The organism is Priestia sp. 3CA3 (assembly GCF_056836725.1).
The window spans coordinates 237212-255880 of sequence record NZ_JBXENJ010000007.1 but is presented as its reverse complement, the minus strand read 5'-3'; the positions used below and the strand labels follow the sequence as shown (position 1 = coordinate 255880).

The 18669-nt window shown below is 39.5% G+C and carries 16 protein-coding genes; 15 read left to right on the top strand and 1 reads right to left on the bottom strand.

Features of this window, described 5'->3' with window-relative positions; genetic code table 11:
- The first annotated feature begins 4 nt into the window (after positions 1–4).
- The 8 genes from AC1VNJ_RS19785 (at position 5) to AC1VNJ_RS19750 (ending at position 11049) form a co-directional block, all read left to right on the top strand.
- Positions 5–1168: an acetyl-CoA C-acetyltransferase gene (locus AC1VNJ_RS19785; RefSeq protein ID WP_028411968.1), complete on the top strand. Its 1164-nt coding sequence runs from the start codon at positions 5–7 to the stop codon at positions 1166–1168.
- 15 nt (positions 1169–1183) lie between these two features.
- Entirely contained in the window at positions 1184–2038 is an 855-nt protein-coding gene (locus AC1VNJ_RS19780) for a 3-hydroxybutyryl-CoA dehydrogenase (RefSeq protein WP_028411969.1), read from the top strand.
- Positions 2039–2050: 12 nt separating this feature from the next.
- The gene (locus AC1VNJ_RS19775; RefSeq protein WP_482641198.1) at positions 2051–3178 is read left to right on the top strand and encodes an acyl-CoA dehydrogenase; all 1128 of its coding nucleotides are present in this window, start codon (positions 2051–2053) and stop codon (positions 3176–3178) included.
- Between the two features lie 11 nt (positions 3179–3189).
- Positions 3190–4323, top strand: a complete 1134-nt coding sequence (locus AC1VNJ_RS19770) for an acyl-CoA dehydrogenase (protein WP_013059833.1) — start codon at positions 3190–3192, stop codon at positions 4321–4323.
- 27 nt (positions 4324–4350) lie between these two features.
- Positions 4351–4995, top strand: a complete 645-nt coding sequence (locus tag AC1VNJ_RS19765) for a TetR/AcrR family transcriptional regulator (protein WP_014457745.1) — start codon at positions 4351–4353, stop codon at positions 4993–4995.
- A complete protein-coding gene (icmF, locus tag AC1VNJ_RS19760; RefSeq protein ID WP_033580391.1) occupies positions 4992–8234 on the top strand; it encodes a fused isobutyryl-CoA mutase/GTPase IcmF in 3243 nt (1080 codons plus the stop codon). Before AC1VNJ_RS19765 ends, icmF begins: the two co-directional genes overlap by 4 nt.
- Positions 8235–8584: 350 nt before the next feature.
- Positions 8585–9121, top strand: coding sequence for a DNA-directed RNA polymerase subunit delta (rpoE, locus tag AC1VNJ_RS19755; protein WP_033580392.1), 537 nt, complete (start codon positions 8585–8587; stop codon positions 9119–9121).
- A gap of 320 nt (positions 9122–9441) precedes the next feature.
- The gene (locus AC1VNJ_RS19750) at positions 9442–11049 is read left to right on the top strand and encodes a CTP synthase (RefSeq protein WP_033580393.1); all 1608 of its coding nucleotides are present in this window, start codon (positions 9442–9444) and stop codon (positions 11047–11049) included.
- 38 nt (positions 11050–11087) lie between these two features.
- Here the strand turns inward: AC1VNJ_RS19750 and AC1VNJ_RS19745 are convergent, their stop codons facing one another.
- Positions 11088–11618, bottom strand: coding sequence for a DUF2529 family protein (locus AC1VNJ_RS19745; protein WP_033580394.1), 531 nt, complete (start codon positions 11616–11618; stop codon positions 11088–11090).
- A gap of 237 nt (positions 11619–11855) precedes the next feature.
- On the opposite strand from AC1VNJ_RS19745, the gene AC1VNJ_RS19740 reads away from it, so the two are divergent.
- The 7 genes from AC1VNJ_RS19740 (at position 11856) to AC1VNJ_RS19710 (ending at position 18562) form a co-directional block, all read left to right on the top strand.
- Positions 11856–12230: a response regulator gene (locus AC1VNJ_RS19740; RefSeq protein ID WP_087944205.1), complete on the top strand. Its 375-nt coding sequence runs from the start codon at positions 11856–11858 to the stop codon at positions 12228–12230.
- Between the two features lie 224 nt (positions 12231–12454).
- Entirely contained in the window at positions 12455–13312 is an 858-nt protein-coding gene (locus tag AC1VNJ_RS19735; RefSeq protein WP_013059826.1) for a class II fructose-bisphosphate aldolase, read from the top strand.
- A 137-nt stretch (positions 13313–13449) separates the two neighbouring features.
- Entirely contained in the window at positions 13450–14094 is a 645-nt protein-coding gene (gene fsa / locus AC1VNJ_RS19730; protein WP_013059825.1) for a fructose-6-phosphate aldolase, read from the top strand.
- 207 nt (positions 14095–14301) lie between these two features.
- Positions 14302–15588 carry a UDP-N-acetylglucosamine 1-carboxyvinyltransferase gene (locus AC1VNJ_RS19725; RefSeq protein ID WP_028411974.1) on the top strand — a complete coding sequence of 429 codons (1287 nt, stop codon included), beginning with the start codon at positions 14302–14304 and terminating at the stop codon, positions 15586–15588.
- A gap of 525 nt (positions 15589–16113) precedes the next feature.
- Entirely contained in the window at positions 16114–17388 is a 1275-nt protein-coding gene (rho, locus tag AC1VNJ_RS19720; RefSeq protein WP_014457752.1) for a transcription termination factor Rho, read from the top strand.
- Between the two features lie 154 nt (positions 17389–17542).
- On the top strand, positions 17543–17743 hold the full coding sequence (gene rpmE, locus AC1VNJ_RS19715; protein WP_013085477.1) for a 50S ribosomal protein L31: 201 nt from the start codon (positions 17543–17545) through the stop codon (positions 17741–17743).
- A 204-nt stretch (positions 17744–17947) separates the two neighbouring features.
- Positions 17948–18562, top strand: coding sequence for a thymidine kinase (locus AC1VNJ_RS19710; RefSeq protein WP_153252841.1), 615 nt, complete (start codon positions 17948–17950; stop codon positions 18560–18562).
- Positions 18563–18669 lie beyond the last annotated feature (107 nt).

The following is an 18669-nucleotide window of genomic DNA, read 5'->3' as shown; positions in this document are numbered from 1 at the left end:
AATAGTGGGGAAAACAGTTATTGTGAGTGCAGTTCGAACACCTTTTGGAAAATTAGGTGGCAGCGTAAGCGGACTAAAAGCGGCAGAACTAGGGGGGAGAGCGATTCAAGCAGCATCAAAGGGACGTACAGAAATTGATTCCGTTATTATGGGGTGCGTGCTGCAAGGGGGCCAAGGACAGCTACCTTCTAGGCAAGCCATGCATTATGCAGGTTTACCGTGGCAAGTAGAGACGGAAACCATTAATAAAGTTTGTGCATCGGGTATGCGCAGTATTACAACTGCTGATCAGCTGATTCGATTAGGAGAAGCAAAAACAATCATTGCAGGTGGAATGGAATCGATGAGTAACGCGCCGTATCTTCTTCCAAAAGCAAGATGGGGATTCCGGATGGGAGATAGCGTGGTGACGGATTTGATGGTTCATGACGGTTTGACATGCAGCTTTACAGGGGTGCAAATGGGTACGTATGGAAATCAAATAGCTTCTGAAATGAATATTTCCCGAGAAAAGCAGGATGAATGGGCGCTTCGCAGTCATCAATTAGCGGTAGAGTCAGAAGAAAAAGGGAGATGGGATGCAGAAAGAATTTCAGTTGATATTCCGTCTAAAAAAGGAACGATAACGGTTCAAAAAGATGAAGGACCAAGAAAAGATACGTCGTTAGAAAAACTCTCGTCTCTTCGGCCTGTATTTGGCCACAGTGGAACCATTACAGCAGGAAATGCACCTAGCGTGAATGACGGAGCAGCTGCGCTCATGCTAATGGATGAAGATGTGGCGAAAGCAAATGGCTATGAGCCGTTGGCTACGATAATAAACCATACTTCTCTTGCGATGGAGCCAAGGGAATTTCCGAAAACGCCTGGGTTTGCTATTAACAAGCTACTGCAAAAAACAAAGAAGACAGTAGATGATATTGCGCTGTTTGAAATCAATGAAGCTTTTTCAGCAGTAGCATTAATGAGTATGGAGATTGCAGGGCTTCCGGCTGAAAGAGTAAATGTGAACGGCGGGGCAGTGGCACTTGGACATCCGATTGGAGCAAGCGGCGCCCGTATTGTTGTAACGCTCATTCATGAATTAAGACGACGAGGCGGCGGACTAGGCATTGCGTCTATTTGCAGCGGCGGCGGCCAAGGTGATGCCATCATGGTAGAAGTGTAAAAGGGGGAGATCAACTTGAATATTGAAACAGTTATGGTTATTGGAGCAGGTCAGATGGGAGCAGGCATTGCGCAAGTATTTGCTGCGAACGGATATCAAGTTTCTTTGTATGACGTTGATCAAAAAAATACACAAAAAGGAATAGAAGGTATTGATAAACGTCTGAAAAAACAGGTGGAAAAAGGTTCTCTCTCAGCTAAGGAATATGAAGGGATTATGGAGCGCCTTCACTTGGCAAATGAAATAACAGCAGCACAAAAAGCAGATTTAATCGTCGAAGCGGTTGTGGAAAAGATGGAAGTCAAGCAAGCCATTTTTGCGGAGTTGGATTCGTTAGCCCCGAGTCATACTATTTTAGCAACCAACACGTCTTCGCTTCCTATTACTGAAATTGCAGCTGTGACCACTCGACCTGAAAAAGTAATTGGCATGCACTTTATGAATCCTGTTCCCGTGATGAAGCTCGTTGAAATTATTAGAGGGCTGGCTACTGCTGATGAAGTGTATCAAGCAGTCTATGAAACAACAAAAAAATTAAATAAAACCCCGGTGGAAGTTCATGATTTTCCAGGGTTTGTTTCAAATCGAATTTTAATGCCAATGATTAACGAAGCTGTGTTTACGCTCTATGAAGGTGTAGCAAACGAAGAGGATATTGATCAAGTGATGAAACTAGGAATGAACCATCCAATGGGACCTTTGACATTAGCAGATTTCATCGGCCTCGATACATGTTTGTTTATTATGGAAACGCTCCATAAAGGGTTTGGTGATGACAAATATCGTCCTTGTCCATTGCTTAGGAAATATGTAAAGGCAGGATGGCTTGGTCGAAAAACAGGAAAAGGATTTTTTACGTACGAAACATAAAGGAGTGGCAAAATGATCTTTTTTACGTCTGAACAACACATGATTAAAAAGATGGTAGCTGATTTTAGTGAAAAAGAAGTCGCTGCGGCTGTGCCAAACATGGAAAAGGGTGAATTTCCTCGAGGTTTATTAAAGCAGATGGCTGATCTTGGTCTGATGGGCATTCCCGTTCCTCAAACATACGGAGGAGGTGGACTGGACTTTGTGTCATACATGATTGCCATCCACGAAATATCAAAAGTAAGTCCAGCCCTCGGCGTCATTTTGTCTGTTCATACTTCTGTAGGTACGAATCCTATTGTCGTATTTGGGACGGAAGATCAAAAACAAAAGTATGTAAAAAAACTTGCGACAGGTGAATATTTAGGTGCTTTTTGCCTAACAGAACCTAGTGCAGGGTCTGATGCCGCAAGCCTAAAAACAAAAGCAGAACGAAAAGGAGACCACTATCTTTTAAATGGGTTAAAGCTTTTCATTACAAACGGGGGAGAAGCGGATACATATATTGTATTTGCTAAAACGAATCCCGAACGCGGGTCGAGAGGGATGAGCGCCTTTATCGTTGAAAAGACGATGGAGGGATTTTCAGTAGGAAAAGATGAACATAAGATGGGTCTTCACGGTTCTCGAACGGTTCAACTGCACTTTGAAAATATGCAGGTGCCTGTAGAAAATCGTCTCGGAGAAGAAGGTGAAGGATTTCGAATTGCTATGGCTAATTTAAATGCTGGAAGAATTGGTATTGCTGCTCAGGCGGTAGGAATTGCTGAAGGTGCGTTAACAGCAGCCAAAAACTATGCAAATGAACGATATCAATTTGGAAAGCCGATTTTATCTCAGCAGGGAATTGCCTTTAAGCTGGCTGATATGGAAACGGCTGTTGAATCAGCGAAGCTTTTAATGTACAGAGCCGCTTTTTTATATGATCAAAAACTTCCTTGCAAAAAAGAAGCCTCAATGGCGAAATTGTTTGCTTCCCAGACGGCTATGAATGTAGCAATCGATGCGATTCAAGTTTTGGGAGGCTATGGTTATATGAAAGATTATCCAGTAGAGAGGTATTTTCGTGACGCCAAAGTGTGCGAAATCTACGAAGGTACAAGCGAAATTCAGCGCATTGTCATTAGCAGTCAACTATAGGGGGAATAATCATGTTTTTTAAACTTTCAGAAGAGCACGAAATGATTCGAAAAATGGTGCGAGACTTTGCCAAAAACGAAGTGGCTCCGACAGCTGCACAACGAGATGAAGAAGAGCGTTTTGACAGAGGAATCTTTACACAAATGGCTGATCTAGGATTAACAGGTATTCCATGGCCAGAGCAATACGGAGGAATCGGCAGTGACTATCTAGCTTATTGCATTGCCGTTGAAGAACTATCTAGAGTATGTGCATCAACAGGCGTTACGTTGTCGGCTCATACTTCTCTTGCCGGCTGGCCAATCTATACATTCGGAACAGAAGAACAAAAACAAAAATACCTGAAACCTATGGCAACGGGTGAGAAAATAGGTGCTTATGGGTTAACGGAACCGAGTGCTGGATCAGACGCAGGAGGAATGAGAACGCTCGCTGTAAAGGACGGAGAAGATTATATTTTAAATGGTTCTAAAATCTTTATTACAAACGGCGGCGAAGCGGATATTTACGTCGTATTTGCTCGCATCGATCCTAATGAAAAACGCACGAGCGCTTTTATTATTGAAAAAGATATGCCGGGATTTTCAGTTGGTAAAAAAGAAAAGAAACTGGGCATTCGCTCTTCACCTACCACAGAAATTATTTTCGAGGATTGCCGTGTTCCAAAAGAAAATTTGCTAGGAAATGAAGGAGAAGGATTTAAAGTTGCCATGATGACGCTAGATGGCGGCCGAAATGGTATTGCAGCGCAGGCGGTAGGAATTGCTCAAGGAGCGTTAGATGCGGCGGTGGCTTATGCAAAGGAACGTCAGCAATTTGGAAAGCCCATTATTTCTCAGCAAGGAATTGCTTTTAAGTTAGCCGACATGGCCACGAGTATAGAAGCTGCCAGACTGTTAACCTATCAAGCTGCTTGGCTCGAGTCTCAAGGGCTGCCATACGGCAAAGAATCAGCCATGTCAAAATTATATGCTGGGGATACAGCAATGAAAGTAACGACAGAAGCTGTTCAAGTATTTGGAGGGTACGGTTATACAAAAGATTATCCAGTAGAACGTTTTATGAGAGATGCAAAAATCACGCAAATTTATGAGGGTACACAAGAAATTCAGCGTCTCGTCATTTCTAGGTATCTTGCTAAATAAAACACTTGTTGTAGGAGAGGTGAAAAAATGAAAAAGAGAGAAGTTCTCACATCCATTAAAGATGAAAAGCTGATTGTAGAGCGTCGTAATCAAATGATTAAAGGGGCCGTCACGCTATTTAAGGAAAAAGGTTTTCACCGAACAACAACAAGGGAAATTGCCAAAGCCGCTGGGTTCAGTATCGGTACACTTTACGAATATATTCAATCTAAAGAAGATGTTTTATATCTTGTATGTGACAACATTTACGACGAAGTGAGAGAGCGATTAGAAGAGATGGTAGTGGATCGTTATACAATCGCTGAGCTTCAACAAGCGATTCAACACTATTTTAAAGTTGTAGATGAGCTTCAAGATGAAGTATTAGTCATGTACCAAGAAGCGAAATCGCTGTCTAAAGATGCGCTTCCATATGTATTAAAAAAAGAGCTGGATATGGTTGAAATGTTTAAGGTTATTATCGAAGGCTGCGTAGAAAACAATCAATTTGCACTTACGGATAAAGAAATTTCGCTGTTTGCTCATCATTTATTTGTTCAAGGTCAGATGTGGGCATTTCGCAGATGGTGGCTGCAAAAGCATTATTCACTAGAAGAATATACAAATATGCAGTTGGATTTTTTACTTAAAAATTTTTCATTTCAACAACTGTGTGAGGGGGAGACAGTTTGAATACAAGCAAAAGACCGCTTCGTTTTTTAACCGCTTCTAGCCTGTTTGACGGCCACGATGCGTCTATTAATATTATGAGACGGATTCTTCAAGCCAAGGGGGTAGAAGTCATTCATCTGGGGCATAACCGATCTGTTGAAGAAATTGTTAACGCTTCCATACAAGAGGATGTTCAGGGGATCGCCATTTCTTCTTACCAAGGCGGCCATGTAGAATATTTTAAGTATATGTACGATTTACTCCAAGAACAACAGGCTTCTCATATTAAAATTTATGGAGGCGGCGGCGGGGTAATTATTCCGAGTGAGATTCAAGAGCTTCATGATTACGGCATCTCTAAAATCTTTTCTCCGGAAGATGGACGAAAAATGGGGTTAGAAGGCATGATTCAATTCATGATCGATGATTGTTATTACACAAATCCCCCTGCACTGCCGAATGATCGAACCTTAACGCCGGCTAATGACCGTTTAATTGCCCAGCTTATTACATGTGCTGAAAATGAAGCCTATGAATACACAAAAGAGCATGCAGCCGCTCTTGAAGAAATACGAGAAAGTGTAATCGACAGCGAGACGGATCAAAAAATACCGGTTATTGGAATCACAGGAACAGGAGGAGCGGGGAAAAGTTCGCTTACGGATGAATTAGTAAGAAGGTTTATTGAACATATTCCAGATATTCATGTAGCTGTTTTATCCGTTGATCCAACTAAACAAAAGACCGGAGGAGCGCTTCTTGGGGATCGAATTCGCATGAACATCGCAGCGTCTCCTCGTGTGTATATGAGAAGTTTGGCCACGCGTTCATCTGGACATGAGCTATCGGCGGCCATTCGAGATGGAATTGCCGTCGTGAAAAAAGCGGGCTTCGACATTATCATTGTCGAAACAAGCGGCATCGGGCAAGCTGATGCTCAAGTTAAAGATATTGCAAACGTCTCTCTTTATGTCATGACAAGCGAATTTGGCGCGCCGTCGCAGTTAGAAAAGATTGAAATGATTGATTACGCAGACTTTATTGTCATCAATAAATTTGAAAAAAAAGGTTCCGAAGACGCAAAAAAACAAGTGCAGCGTCAATATCAGCGCAATCATCAGCTGTTTGAAAATAGTCTCTCTACGATGCCAGTTTACGGAACAATCGCGAGTCAGTTCAACGACGGGGGAACAAATATTTTATTTGAAGATCTTGTAAATCATCTGCATCAAACATGCCGTACGTCTTGGCACGTAGAAAAATCATCAGAGCGCGTAAGTGAAAAGAAATATACCATCATTCCTAATGATCAACAGCAATATTTACAGGAGATTGTAAACAGCGTTCGCTCTTATCACCGCAATACGGACGTTCAAGCGCAAACAGCGCGTAAATTTTATCAGCTAGAGGGTGCTCTCGAAGAAGTGGAAACAGAAACAGCCAAGCAAGAGCTCACTCAGCTAAAGGAGAAATATCAAAAACAGCTAACGGCCGAATCGATTGAAAAGCTGGAAAACTGGCCTAAATTAAAAAGTCAGTATCGGCAAGAAGAACTTATTACAAAGGTAAGAAATAAAGAAATTAAAACGTCTTTGCAAGTTGATACGCTATCAGGACTGCGTATTCCGCGCGTGGCCCTTCCAAAGGTTGATGAATACGGGGAAGTTCTTCGTTTTCTTTATAAAGAAAACGTGCCAGGTGCATTTCCATACACAGCAGGTGTTTTTCCGTTCAAACGAAAAGGTGAAGATCCTAAGCGTCAATTCGCAGGTGAAGGAACACCAGAACGAACCAATCGCCGCTTTCACTATTTGTCAAAAGATGATGAGGCCAAGCGTTTAAGTACAGCGTTTGATTCTGTAACGCTTTATGGAGAAAATCCGGATCCAAGGCCGGATATCTTCGGGAAAATTGGCGAAAGCGGCGTAAATGTCTGTACGCTTGATGATATGAAACTTTTGTATAAGGGATTTGATCTTTGCCATCCTTCGACTTCCGTTTCGATGACGATTAATGGGCCGGCTCCGATATTATTAGCTATGTTTATGAATACAGCTATCAGCCAGCAGGTAGAAAAGAAAGAAGAAGAATTAAAGCGTCCTTTAACGGAACAGGAATACGAGGAAGTAAAATCGGGTACGTTGAAACAAGTGAGAGGAACCGTTCAAGCGGATATTTTAAAAGAAGATCAAGGCCAAAATACGTGTATTTTTTCCACAGAATTTGCGTTAAAAATGATGGGAGATATTCAGCAGTACTTTATTGACGAGAAAGTGCGCAACTATTATTCTGTGTCTATTTCAGGCTATCATATTGCTGAAGCAGGGGCGAATCCAATTTCTCAGCTCGCGTTTACATTAGCCAACGGTTTTACGTACGTGGAATATTACTTAAGCCGAGGGATGCATATTGATGATTTTGCTCCTAATTTATCGTTTTTCTTTAGTAATGGACTTGACCCTGAATACACGGTTATTGGACGTGTGGCGAGAAGAATATGGGCAATTGTGATGCGTGATAAATACGGCGCAAATGAACGCAGTCAAAAGCTTAAGTATCATATTCAAACATCCGGCCGATCGCTTCATGCACAGGAAATTAATTTTAATGATATACGTACGACGCTGCAAGCCTTAATGGCTCTTCATGACAACTGCAACTCTCTTCATACCAATGCGTATGATGAAGCAATTACAACACCGACAGAGGAATCTGTACGTAGAGCGATGGCCATTCAACTAATCATTACAAAAGAGCATGGACTCACTAAGAATGAAAATCCATTACAGGGCTCTTTTATTATTGATGAACTAACAGACTTGGTAGAAGAAGCGGTATTGGCTGAATTTCAACGCTTAAATGATCGAGGCGGCGTTTTAGGTGCGATGGAAATGCAGTATCAGCGAGGTAAGATTCAAGATGAATCGATGGAATACGAGATGCAAAAACATACGGGAGCTTTACCTATTATAGGAGTAAATACGTATATTAATCCAAATGAAGAGGAAAGTTCCTCAGTTGATGACATGCAGTTAGCCCGCGCATCAAAAGAAGAAAAAAATCATCAAATTAATCAGCTTCAGAAGTTTCAACAGCAGCATGAAGAAAAAAGAGAAGACGCGCTGAAAAGGTTAAAGAAAGCTGCAACAGAAGGAGAGAACATTTTCAAAGAGTTAATGGAGACTGTTAAAGTAGCCAGCTTAGGAGAAATTACGCGAGCTTTATATGAATGCGGTGGGCAATATCGTCGAAATATGTAATAATGTATCGTTAGTATATAGTGATATATTAAAAGCCGCGGTGACTATTTTTGGTCATCGCGGCTTTTATAGACTTAACCCTAACGGACTCAGAATAACTGATGGTGAATTCCTTTTGGTCAAAGGATACTGTTGGTGTATCAAGTAGAATGTATTATAGTAATAAAATGTCTATTTTTTTCGTTGTTTTATGCGAAATTCTCGAGAATTTTAGAAACGAGGCTAGCATAAATGTATTGAATTTGTTTATAATGAATGGTATGTATTTATTCGTTTCCATCATTTACACATATGATGAATTGATTTAATAGATTTTCGATATACATAGCCATAGAAAGGATGTGCCAGATTTGAGTTTAGCACAGTACTCAAAAACGGATTTAAAAGAAATGTCGATGATTGAGATTGCTTACGCGCTTCTAGAAGAAAAAACAGATCGTCAAGCAATGTCATTCCAAGAAATTATTGCTGAAATTAAAGCAGCAGCGGAAATGTCAGATCAAGAATTAAAAACGAGATTAGCTCAGTTTTATACAGATATTAATATTGATGGTCGCTTTTTAACAGTAGGGGACAACCATTGGGGTCTTCGTGGATGGTATCCTTTTGACCAGGCTGAAGAAGAAGTTATTCCGGTTGCAAAACCTAAAAAGAAAAAAGCGAAAAAAGCTGTTGTTGAAGAAGTTGAAGACTTTGATGATCTAGAAGAAGATTTAGATTATGAAGATGTTGACGATCTAGACGAAGAAGAAGATTTTGAAGACATCGACGAGCTAGAAGAAGATGAAGATGATCTTGCAGAAGACGATTTTGACGATTTAGAAGATGATCTAGACGATGATGAGGAAGATGAAGAAGACGATTATGAGGACGAAAAAGAAAAATAATCCTTCTTGACTTTTTCAAGCGAAGTAGGTAGAATCTTTTTTGGGCTCTTTAAACAAGCATTTAAAAAGTTTTTATTTAAAATAGACTATTGCTCCCAATCCAGTTTTGGTATTGGGAGCAATTTTTTTATTTTATTTATCAATGTTTTACACCCCGATATGTTCTTATAAATCCTTGATAGAAACTTTCTTTTGGTTCTTGAACGTTTCACATTCATAAGGTTTCTTATAATTTCGCATGCACAATGAATGAATTGTGATTGTTTATGTGAAAACTTTTAATATTGTACAGTTCAAATTATTTAGAGGGGGAAGTATAGATGACAAAGTATATTTTCGTAACAGGCGGTGTTGTATCATCTCTAGGAAAAGGGATTACAGCAGCTTCTTTAGGCCGTTTATTAAAAAACCGTGGGTTGAACGTAACGATTCAAAAGTTTGATCCATACATTAACGTAGACCCAGGAACAATGAGTCCATACCAACACGGTGAGGTATTCGTAACAGATGACGGCGCGGAAACAGACTTAGACTTAGGTCACTATGAGCGTTTTATCGATATCAACTTAAATCGCTACAGCAATGTAACAACAGGTAAAGTATATTCAACAGTATTGAAAAAAGAGCGTCGCGGTGATTATTTAGGCGGAACAGTTCAGGTTATTCCGCACATCACAAATGAAATTAAAGAACGCGTTTTCCGTGCAGGCAAAGAAACAAACGCAGATGTTGTTATTACTGAAATCGGCGGAACGGTAGGAGATATTGAATCACTTCCTTTCCTAGAGGCTATTCGTCAAATCAAAAGCGATATTGGCCGTGACAACGTTATGTATATTCACTGTACACTTGTGCCATATTTAAAAGCGGCTGGTGAAATGAAAACAAAACCAACACAGCATAGTGTAAAAGAATTACGTAGCTTAGGTATTCAGCCAAACGTGATTGTTGTTCGTACAGAAATGCCAATTTCTGAAGATATGAAAGATAAGCTAGCTTTATTCTGCGACATTGATCCAAAAGCAGTTATTGAGTGTGCAGACGCTGAAACATTATATGAAATTCCACTATCTCTACAAGAGCAGCACTTAGATCAAATCACATGCGATCACTTGAAATTAGATTGCAAAGAGGCAGAAATGACTGAGTGGAAAGCACTTGTTGAGAAAGTAAAAGGACTTTCAAACACAACAAAAATTGCATTAGTTGGTAAGTATGTAGAGCTTCAAGATGCTTATATTTCTGTTGTAGAAGCAATGAAACATGCTGGATATGCATTCGATGCAGATGTAAATATCAAGTGGGTAAATTCTGAATTTGTAACAAAAGAAAATGTTCAAGATTTACTTGGTGATGTAGACGGTATCTTAGTTCCAGGTGGATTTGGGGATCGTGGAATCGAAGGTAAAATTGTGGCAACACAATATGCACGTGAGCAAAAAGTTCCATTCTTAGGTATTTGTTTAGGTATGCAGCTAGCATCAGTTGAGTTTGCACGCAATGTATTAGGATTAGAAGGCGCACATTCAGCAGAAATTGCACCTGAAACAAATTATCCAATTATCGACTTATTACCGGAACAAAAAGACGTAGAAGACTTAGGTGGTACATTACGCTTAGGATTATATCCTTGTAAATTGTCTGAAGATACGCTTGCATATGAAGCATATCAAGATGAAGTGGTGTATGAGCGTCATCGTCACCGCTATGAATTTAACAACGAATATCGCCAGCAAATGGAAGAGAAAGGCTTTATCTTCTCTGGTACAAGCCCGGATGGCCGTTTAGTTGAAATTGTAGAGCTTAAAGACCACCCATGGTTCTTGGCTTCACAATTCCACCCAGAATTCACGTCTCGTCCAACAAGACCGCAACCATTGTTCAAAGAATTTATTCGCGCATCAATGGAGTCAGGCCAAAACAAATAAGTGAAATAAAAACACGCTGTCTTTAGACAGCGTGTTTTTTATTCATATTCTTCTACGATTTCTTTTAATGTAAAAATTAAACCGTAGTACGCGTATAAAGCGACCATCATTGCTGGAAAACCAAATCTTGAGCCGTCTTCTCCAGGAATAAGGGGCTTTAACAATTTTGTATCAATATGAGCATCTGCGAGTGCTGTTAAAGAAGGTTCGGTTATTTCTTTAGGGACAGCAGCAATGCTGACAAATGGAATATCGCGTTTCTTTAAACGTTCAGCTATTTCCACAGCTTTGTGATCTGTTGAAAATCGAGAGACAAGCAGTACGCGATCGACGCTAGTCAGCTGATCCAATTCATGTAAAGGCAAAGGTTTTGCCTGACTTAAAGGTTCTGCACTGCTTAGTGCTTCTAGTGTAACGGCATGCATTTCTTCTACACCATAAATATAGATAAATCCTTCTCCGACAGAGGCCTGTGCTAAAATACGCGCGGCATCTTCAAATTGGAATTCTTCTTGTTCTTCAATTCGTTTAAAAAAACCTGAAAGTTGAGTTGTGAAAATTTTAAGCATAGAATCTCCCTTCGATTTAAGCGGCTAAAGCCGTCTATCTACACATTATAACGAAAAAAGCTATCTGTATTCTATCTTGAAATGAGCTACAATGAAAGTAAAGTGCAATGAAGTTAGATGGATGACAAAAAAAGCTATGTTTTGTAACAATTTCTCTAATTAGCAGGGATTTTTGTTTTAAAGGCGAAATACATATGTTAGTTTTGTCTGTAGAAGAGGAATATAAAAGGTGGGATTATATTGGCAGAGAAAATTTTAATTGTTGATGATCAGTATGGTATACGTATTTTATTAACGGAAGTGCTGCAAAAAGAAGGCTATACGACATTTCAAGCGGCGAACGGCTTCCAGGCGATTGATATTACAAAAGAGCAAGCACCGGATCTTGTCTTATTAGATATGAAAATTCCAGGAATGGATGGAATCGAAATTTTAAAAAGGTTAAAGCAGCACGATGAAACGATTAAAGTCATCATTATGACCGCTTATGGTGAATTGGATATGATTCAAGAAGCAAAAGATCTAGGAGCGTTAACTCACTTTGCAAAACCTTTTGATATTGATGAAATCCGCAAAGTTGTTAGGGAATATATACCAGTAAAGTCGAATTAAGGTTTTGGTAGGGTTTTCATCCTAACAAATTTTGAATATCAGCCTAAAAATGTTGCTGTTTTCATTGTTAGTTGGTATCCTAATTACTGTATTCATAATTCGACAATCTATTATGTAAAGATGCGCGTTGTTTCTACATGAAACACTCAATTCAAGAGCATACTATTTGAGTGTGCCTTTTGGTTAGCATCTAATCTAAGGTTGATTTTAAGGAGGATTTCAATATGCCTTTAGTATCAATGAAAGAAATGCTTATTACAGCAAAAGAACAAGGCTATGCAGTAGGTCAATTTAACTTAAATAACTTAGAGTTTACTCAAGCTATTCTTCAAGCAGCAAAAGAAGAAAACTCTCCAGTTATTCTTGGTGTATCTGAAGGTGCAGCACGCTACATGGGCGGTTTCAAAACTGTTGTAGCAATGGTTGAAGCTCTAATCGAAGATTACGACGTTCAAGTACCAGTTGCAATTCACTTAGACCACGGTTCAAGCTTTGAATCATGTGCAAAAGCAATCCATGCTGGATTCACTTCTGTAATGATCGATGCTTCTCACCACCCATTTGAAGAAAACATTGCAATTACTTCTAAAGTAGTTGAACTAGCTCACTTCCACGGAGTATCTGTAGAAGCAGAACTAGGAACTGTTGGTGGACAAGAAGACGACGTTATTGCTGAGGGTGTTATCTATGCAGATGCTAACGAGTGTGAAGAACTTGTTAACCGTACAGGTATCGATTGCTTAGCTCCAGCATTAGGATCAGTTCACGGACCATACAAAGGTGAACCAAACCTAGGTTTTGCTGAAATGAAAGAAATCGGAGATCGTACAGGCTTACCATTAGTTCTACACGGTGGAACTGGTATTCCAACAAAAGATATCCAAAAATCAGTTTCTTTAGGTACTGCTAAAATCAACGTAAACACTGAAAACCAAATTGCTTCAGCTAAAGCTGTTCGTGAAGTATTAGCTGCGCAACCTGAACAATATGATCCACGTAAATACTTAGGACCTGCTCGCGAAGCAATCAAAGAAACGGTTCAAGGTAAAATGCGTGAATTCGGTTCTTCTAACAAAGCATAATTTGAAATCTTCGGATGGCCTGTTTGCAGTTAGTTGAGTCTGAAAAATAAAACCGTCTTATTTTTATTGTAAGGCGGTTTTATTTTTACTATAATTTTCTTATCATTCTGAATACATAACACAGGGGGATGGCATTCATGAAGTTTTTTATTGATACGGCTAATTTAGACGAGATTAAGGAAGCGCATTCATTAGGTTTGTTAGCGGGGGTTACAACAAATCCTAGTTTAGTAGCTAAAGAGAACATCACGTTTGAAGATCGTCTTCGTGAAATTACAGAGTTCGTTGAAGGATCTGTAAGTGCAGAAGTGATTGCGCTTGATGCAGAAGGCATGATTCGCGAAGGAAAAGAGCTTGCTGCGATTGCGCCGAATATTACAATCAAGGTACCGATGACTCCAGATGGCTTAAAAGCAGTAAAAGAATTTACTAGTTTAGGTATTAAGACAAACGTTACGCTTATTTTCTCAGCTAACCAAGCGTTAATGGCAGCAAGAGCAGGTGCTACTTACGTATCGCCTTTCTTGGGAAGGTTAGACGATATTGGTTTTAATGGCCTCGATTTAATCTCAGATATTGCAGATATTTTTGCAATTCATGACATTCCATCCGAAATTATTGCAGCATCTATTCGTCATCCGATGCACGTAACAGAAGCTGCAAAAAATGGAGCACATATTGCGACAATTCCTTACAAAGTTTTAATGCAATTGTTCAAACATCCGTTAACAAATGCAGGAATTGACCAATTTTTAGCAGATTGGGAAAAACGAAATGTCTAAACATGTATAAATTTGTGTGGCCTTTACCATCCTGACAGGTGAATGCCATATTTTTCTTTTATCTTGTCGAAACTATACATGATTTTTTCATTTTCGTGTACACTAGTAGGTAATAGGAAAAATAACCATTCTTTTAGGTATTCTTTGTACCAAAATTTTCCTCAATTACTAGGTGAGAAACTTTCTTTCACTAGAAGGGAGCTATAAATGGAAAAGTTAAAAATACAAGGTGGCTTTACCTTAAGTGGATCCGTCCGCGTCAGTGGTGCTAAAAATAGTGCCGTTGCGCTTATTCCAGCAACAATTTTAGCCGAGTCACCTGTTACAATTGAAGGTCTGCCTGATATTTCAGACGTGCAGTTATTAGGGGATTTAGTTGAAGAAATTGGTGGGAAAGTAACCATTGATAACGACGAATTAACAGTAGATCCATCCGGAATGGTTGCAATGCCTTTACCGAACGGAAAAGTAAAAAAATTACGCGCTTCTTATTATTTAATGGGGGCGATGTTGGGACGCTTTAAAAAAGCGGTAGTTGGTCTTCCAGGAGGCTGTTACCTTGGTCCAAGACCAATCGATCAGCACATTAAAGGCTTTGAAGCTCTTGGTGCGAAAGTAACAAATGAGCAAGGAGCTATTTACATTCGAGCTGATGAACTGATTGGTGCTCGAATTTATTTAGACGTTGTGAGCGTAGGAGCAACAATCAATATCATGCTAGCTGCTGTGAGAGCAAAAGGGCGTACCGTTATCGAGAATGCTGCTAAAGAGCCTGAAATTATCGATGTAGCTACGTTACTGACAAGTATGGGTGCCCGTATTAAAGGTGCAGGGACGGACGTTATTCGAATTGATGGCGTAGATCAATTAAAAGGATGCCGTCATTCCATCATTCCAGACCGAATTGAAGCAGGCACGTATATGATTATGGGAGCGAGTATGGGAAAAGAAGTTGTTGTTGACAACGTTATCCCTCAGCACCTAGAGTCATTAACGGCTAAAATGCGGGAAATGGGTATTCATATCGAAACAAGCTCAGATCAGATTCTCGTAGCGACTCGTCAGCTGTTGAAGCCCGTAGATATTAAAACGTTAGTATATCCAGGTTTTCCAACTGATTTACAGCAGCCATTCACGACGCTTCTAACAAGAGCATCAGGTACAAGCGTTGTGACAGATACAATTTACGGTGCAAGGTTTAAGCATATTGACGAGCTGAGACGAATGAATGCATCTGTTAAGGTAGAAGGACGTTCAGCTATTATTAATGGTCCCATTCACTTACAAGGTGCACGTGTGAAAGCGTCGGACTTACGAGCAGGAGCAGCCCTTGTAACCGCAGGCTTAATGGCCAAAGGGATTACAGAAGTAACGGGTTTAGAGCACATTGACCGAGGTTACAGCCATTTAGTAGACAAGCTATCGGATTTAGGGGCAATGATTTGGCGTGAAGAGATGACTCAAGAAGAAATTGAACAATTTCAAAATTCATAGAGGCAAATTGCACAACAGTGAGGAAAGCAAATTCTAGAAATGAGCCGTTAAATAAGCTACACAGGTGTAGGAACGTTCTTCTATGTCTGTGTAGCTTATATATTTATGAATAGGGTAAATAGATAAAAAGGGGAAGCTAAAAGATAAATTTCACTTCTTATTTTAACGTCCAGTTTATTTCCTTTAATGTGAAATTATGAAAAGGTTTTCCTTGCTTCTCTTAAGCTATTAAATTTCCTTTTTTTTATTCATCTTCTAAAGTAAAAAAAGATTGATTAAAAAGATAGAAAAAGGTTAGAATATAAATTGCTACGTTAAATTTATCAAGATAATATAAATGGTTTTATGTCGGAATTATTCTTCTAAAAGTGTATGGTTAATCAATTGATTCTACTTATTATACTTCAAAGGTTATATTCTCCATTTTCACAGATTTATTCCATCCATATCATCTCTCAATTTTATATTTGAATTTAATATGGGAGGAACGGTTAAAAATTATTCATTATAAAGCGTGGTGTCCTAATGAACTTAACATTATCCAGTTTAGAAAATATGAAATTAAAAGAGCTATATGAACATGCTCGTGAGTATAAAGTTTCGTACTATAGTAAATTAACGAAAAAAGAACTTGTCTTTGCTATTTTAAAGGCTCAAGCTGAACAAGATGGGCTTTTATTTATGGAAGGCGTTCTTGAAATTATTCAGTCAGAAGGATTCGGTTTCTTACGACCAATTAACTATTCACCGAGTTCAGAAGATATTTATATCTCAGCTTCACAAATTCGTCGCTTCGATCTGCGTAATGGAGACAAGGTATCGGGGAAAGTTCGTCCTCCGAAAGAAAATGAGCGCTACTACGGGTTACTGCATGTAGAAGCAGTAAACGGAGAAGACCCAGAAACGTCAAAAGAACGCGTACATTTTCCAGCACTAACCCCGATTTATCCAAATGAGCAAATGCTGCTGGAAACTCAGCCAAGAAGTTTCTCTACGCGTATTATTGACTTGATTTCACCAATTGGATTTGGGCAAAGGGGACTAATTGTTGCGCCGCCAAAGGCAGGTAAAACGATGCTGTTAAAAGAAATTGCCAATAGCATTACAACCAATCATCCTGATGCGGAATTGATTGTTCTTCTTATTGATGAGCGTCCTGAAGAAGTAACGGACATTGAGCGTTCGGTTGACGGTGATGTTGTCAGTTCTACATTTGACGAAGTGCCAGAAAATCACATTAAAGTAGCGGAACTTGTCCTTGAACGTGCGATGAGACTTGTCGAACACAAAAAAGATGTTGTCATTTTGATGGATAGCATTACAAGACTTGCTCGTGCTTATAACTTAGTTATTCCACCGAGCGGTCGTACACTATCAGGGGGTATTGATCCAGCTGCTTTTCATCGTCCAAAACGCTTCTTTGGAGCTGCGCGTAACATTGAAGATGGAGGCAGCTTAACCATTCTAGCAACAGCCTTAATTGATACAGGCTCTCGTATGGATGATGTTATTTATGAAGAATTTAAAGGTACAGGTAACATGGAACTGCATCTAGATCGTTCACTAGCTGAAAAACGTATCTTCCCTGCGATTGACATTCGTCGTTCAGGCACACGTAAAGAAGAGCTGTTAATTCCAAAAGAGCATTTAGACCACTTATGGGCAATTCGCAAATCAATGGCAGATGCTCCTGATTTTGCAGAAAAATTCTTAAAACGTTTACGTCAAACAAAGACAAATGAAGAGTTCTTTTCGATGTTAACGGAAGAGAAAAAAACGCTTTTAGCAAATAAACGATAAGTTATAAAACATGTGGTTGCAAAAGCATACAACCCTTGTTATAATTTCATCATGTGTGTTGATAAAGTACACAGTGAAATAGTTATTATTTCATCACTATCTTTATCAATAAACTCTGTTTCAGAATGATTCAGGGCGGAAGGAGATGAAACGAATGAAAACAGGAATTCATCCAAACTATAAAACAGTTATGGTTAAATGTACTTGCGGAAACGAATTTGAAAGTGGTTCTGTAAAAGAAGAGATCCGCGTTGAGACTTGTTCTGAATGTCACCCATTCTACACTGGTCGTCAAAAATTCGCTGAAGCTGGTGGCCGTGTTGATCGCTTCAACAAAAAATACGGTCTTAAATAATCACATTGTCGAAACAAACAGGCAAGTAGCTTAACTTCTTGCCTGTTTTTTTGCTTAAAAAAGTAGAAAAACAGTGTCTGCTTGATAAAAAAGTGGGTACTTTATCATAGGAATAAGATCTACATAGAAGACGTAGATTAAGTTAGTAGCGGTTCGCTCAGAAACGGAACGAGAAGAAGGGAGAGTCCCGCAGTGGTGTACGTAATGAAACAAAGCGGTTGGATAGAAGTAATTTGTGGCAGTATGTTTTCAGGGAAATCAGAAGAGTTGATTCGACGTGTGCGCCGTACGCAGTTTGCTAAACAAAAAGCACAAGTGTTCAAGCCTGCAATTGATAATCGATATAGTGAAGAAGCTGTCGTTTCACATAATGGTACATCTGTTATGGCTTATTCAATCTCAGCATCGCGCGATATTTTAAAGCGAGTAAATGAAGAGACAGACGTAGTAGCGATAGATGAAGTACAGTTTTTTGACACAGATATTTTAGAAATTGTTCAATCTTTAGCAGATCAAGGCTTTCGTGTGATTGTAGCAGGGTTAGACCAAGACTTCAAAGGTGAACCTTTTGGACAAATGCCCCAGTTAATGGCTATTGCAGAATCGGTAACAAAGCTACAGGCCGTATGCGCTTCATGTGGCTCTCCTGCGAGCCGTACGCAGCGTTTGATTAACGGTGAGCCTGCTTCTTATGACGACCCTATTATTTTAGTCGGTGCGTCTGAATCGTACGAACCAAGATGTCGTCATTGCCACGTTGTGCAAAAGTCCAAAGGACAGGCTGTGTCTGTGGACTCAAGCGAAATGGTCGAAAAATAAAGCAAGAATTTTATGATGATAAAAACAGAACGCGCAGTTCTGTTTTTTTGTTCATATACGTGTATTAACAAGGTTTTGACTCTATTTTAAAGCTATACTATAATTAC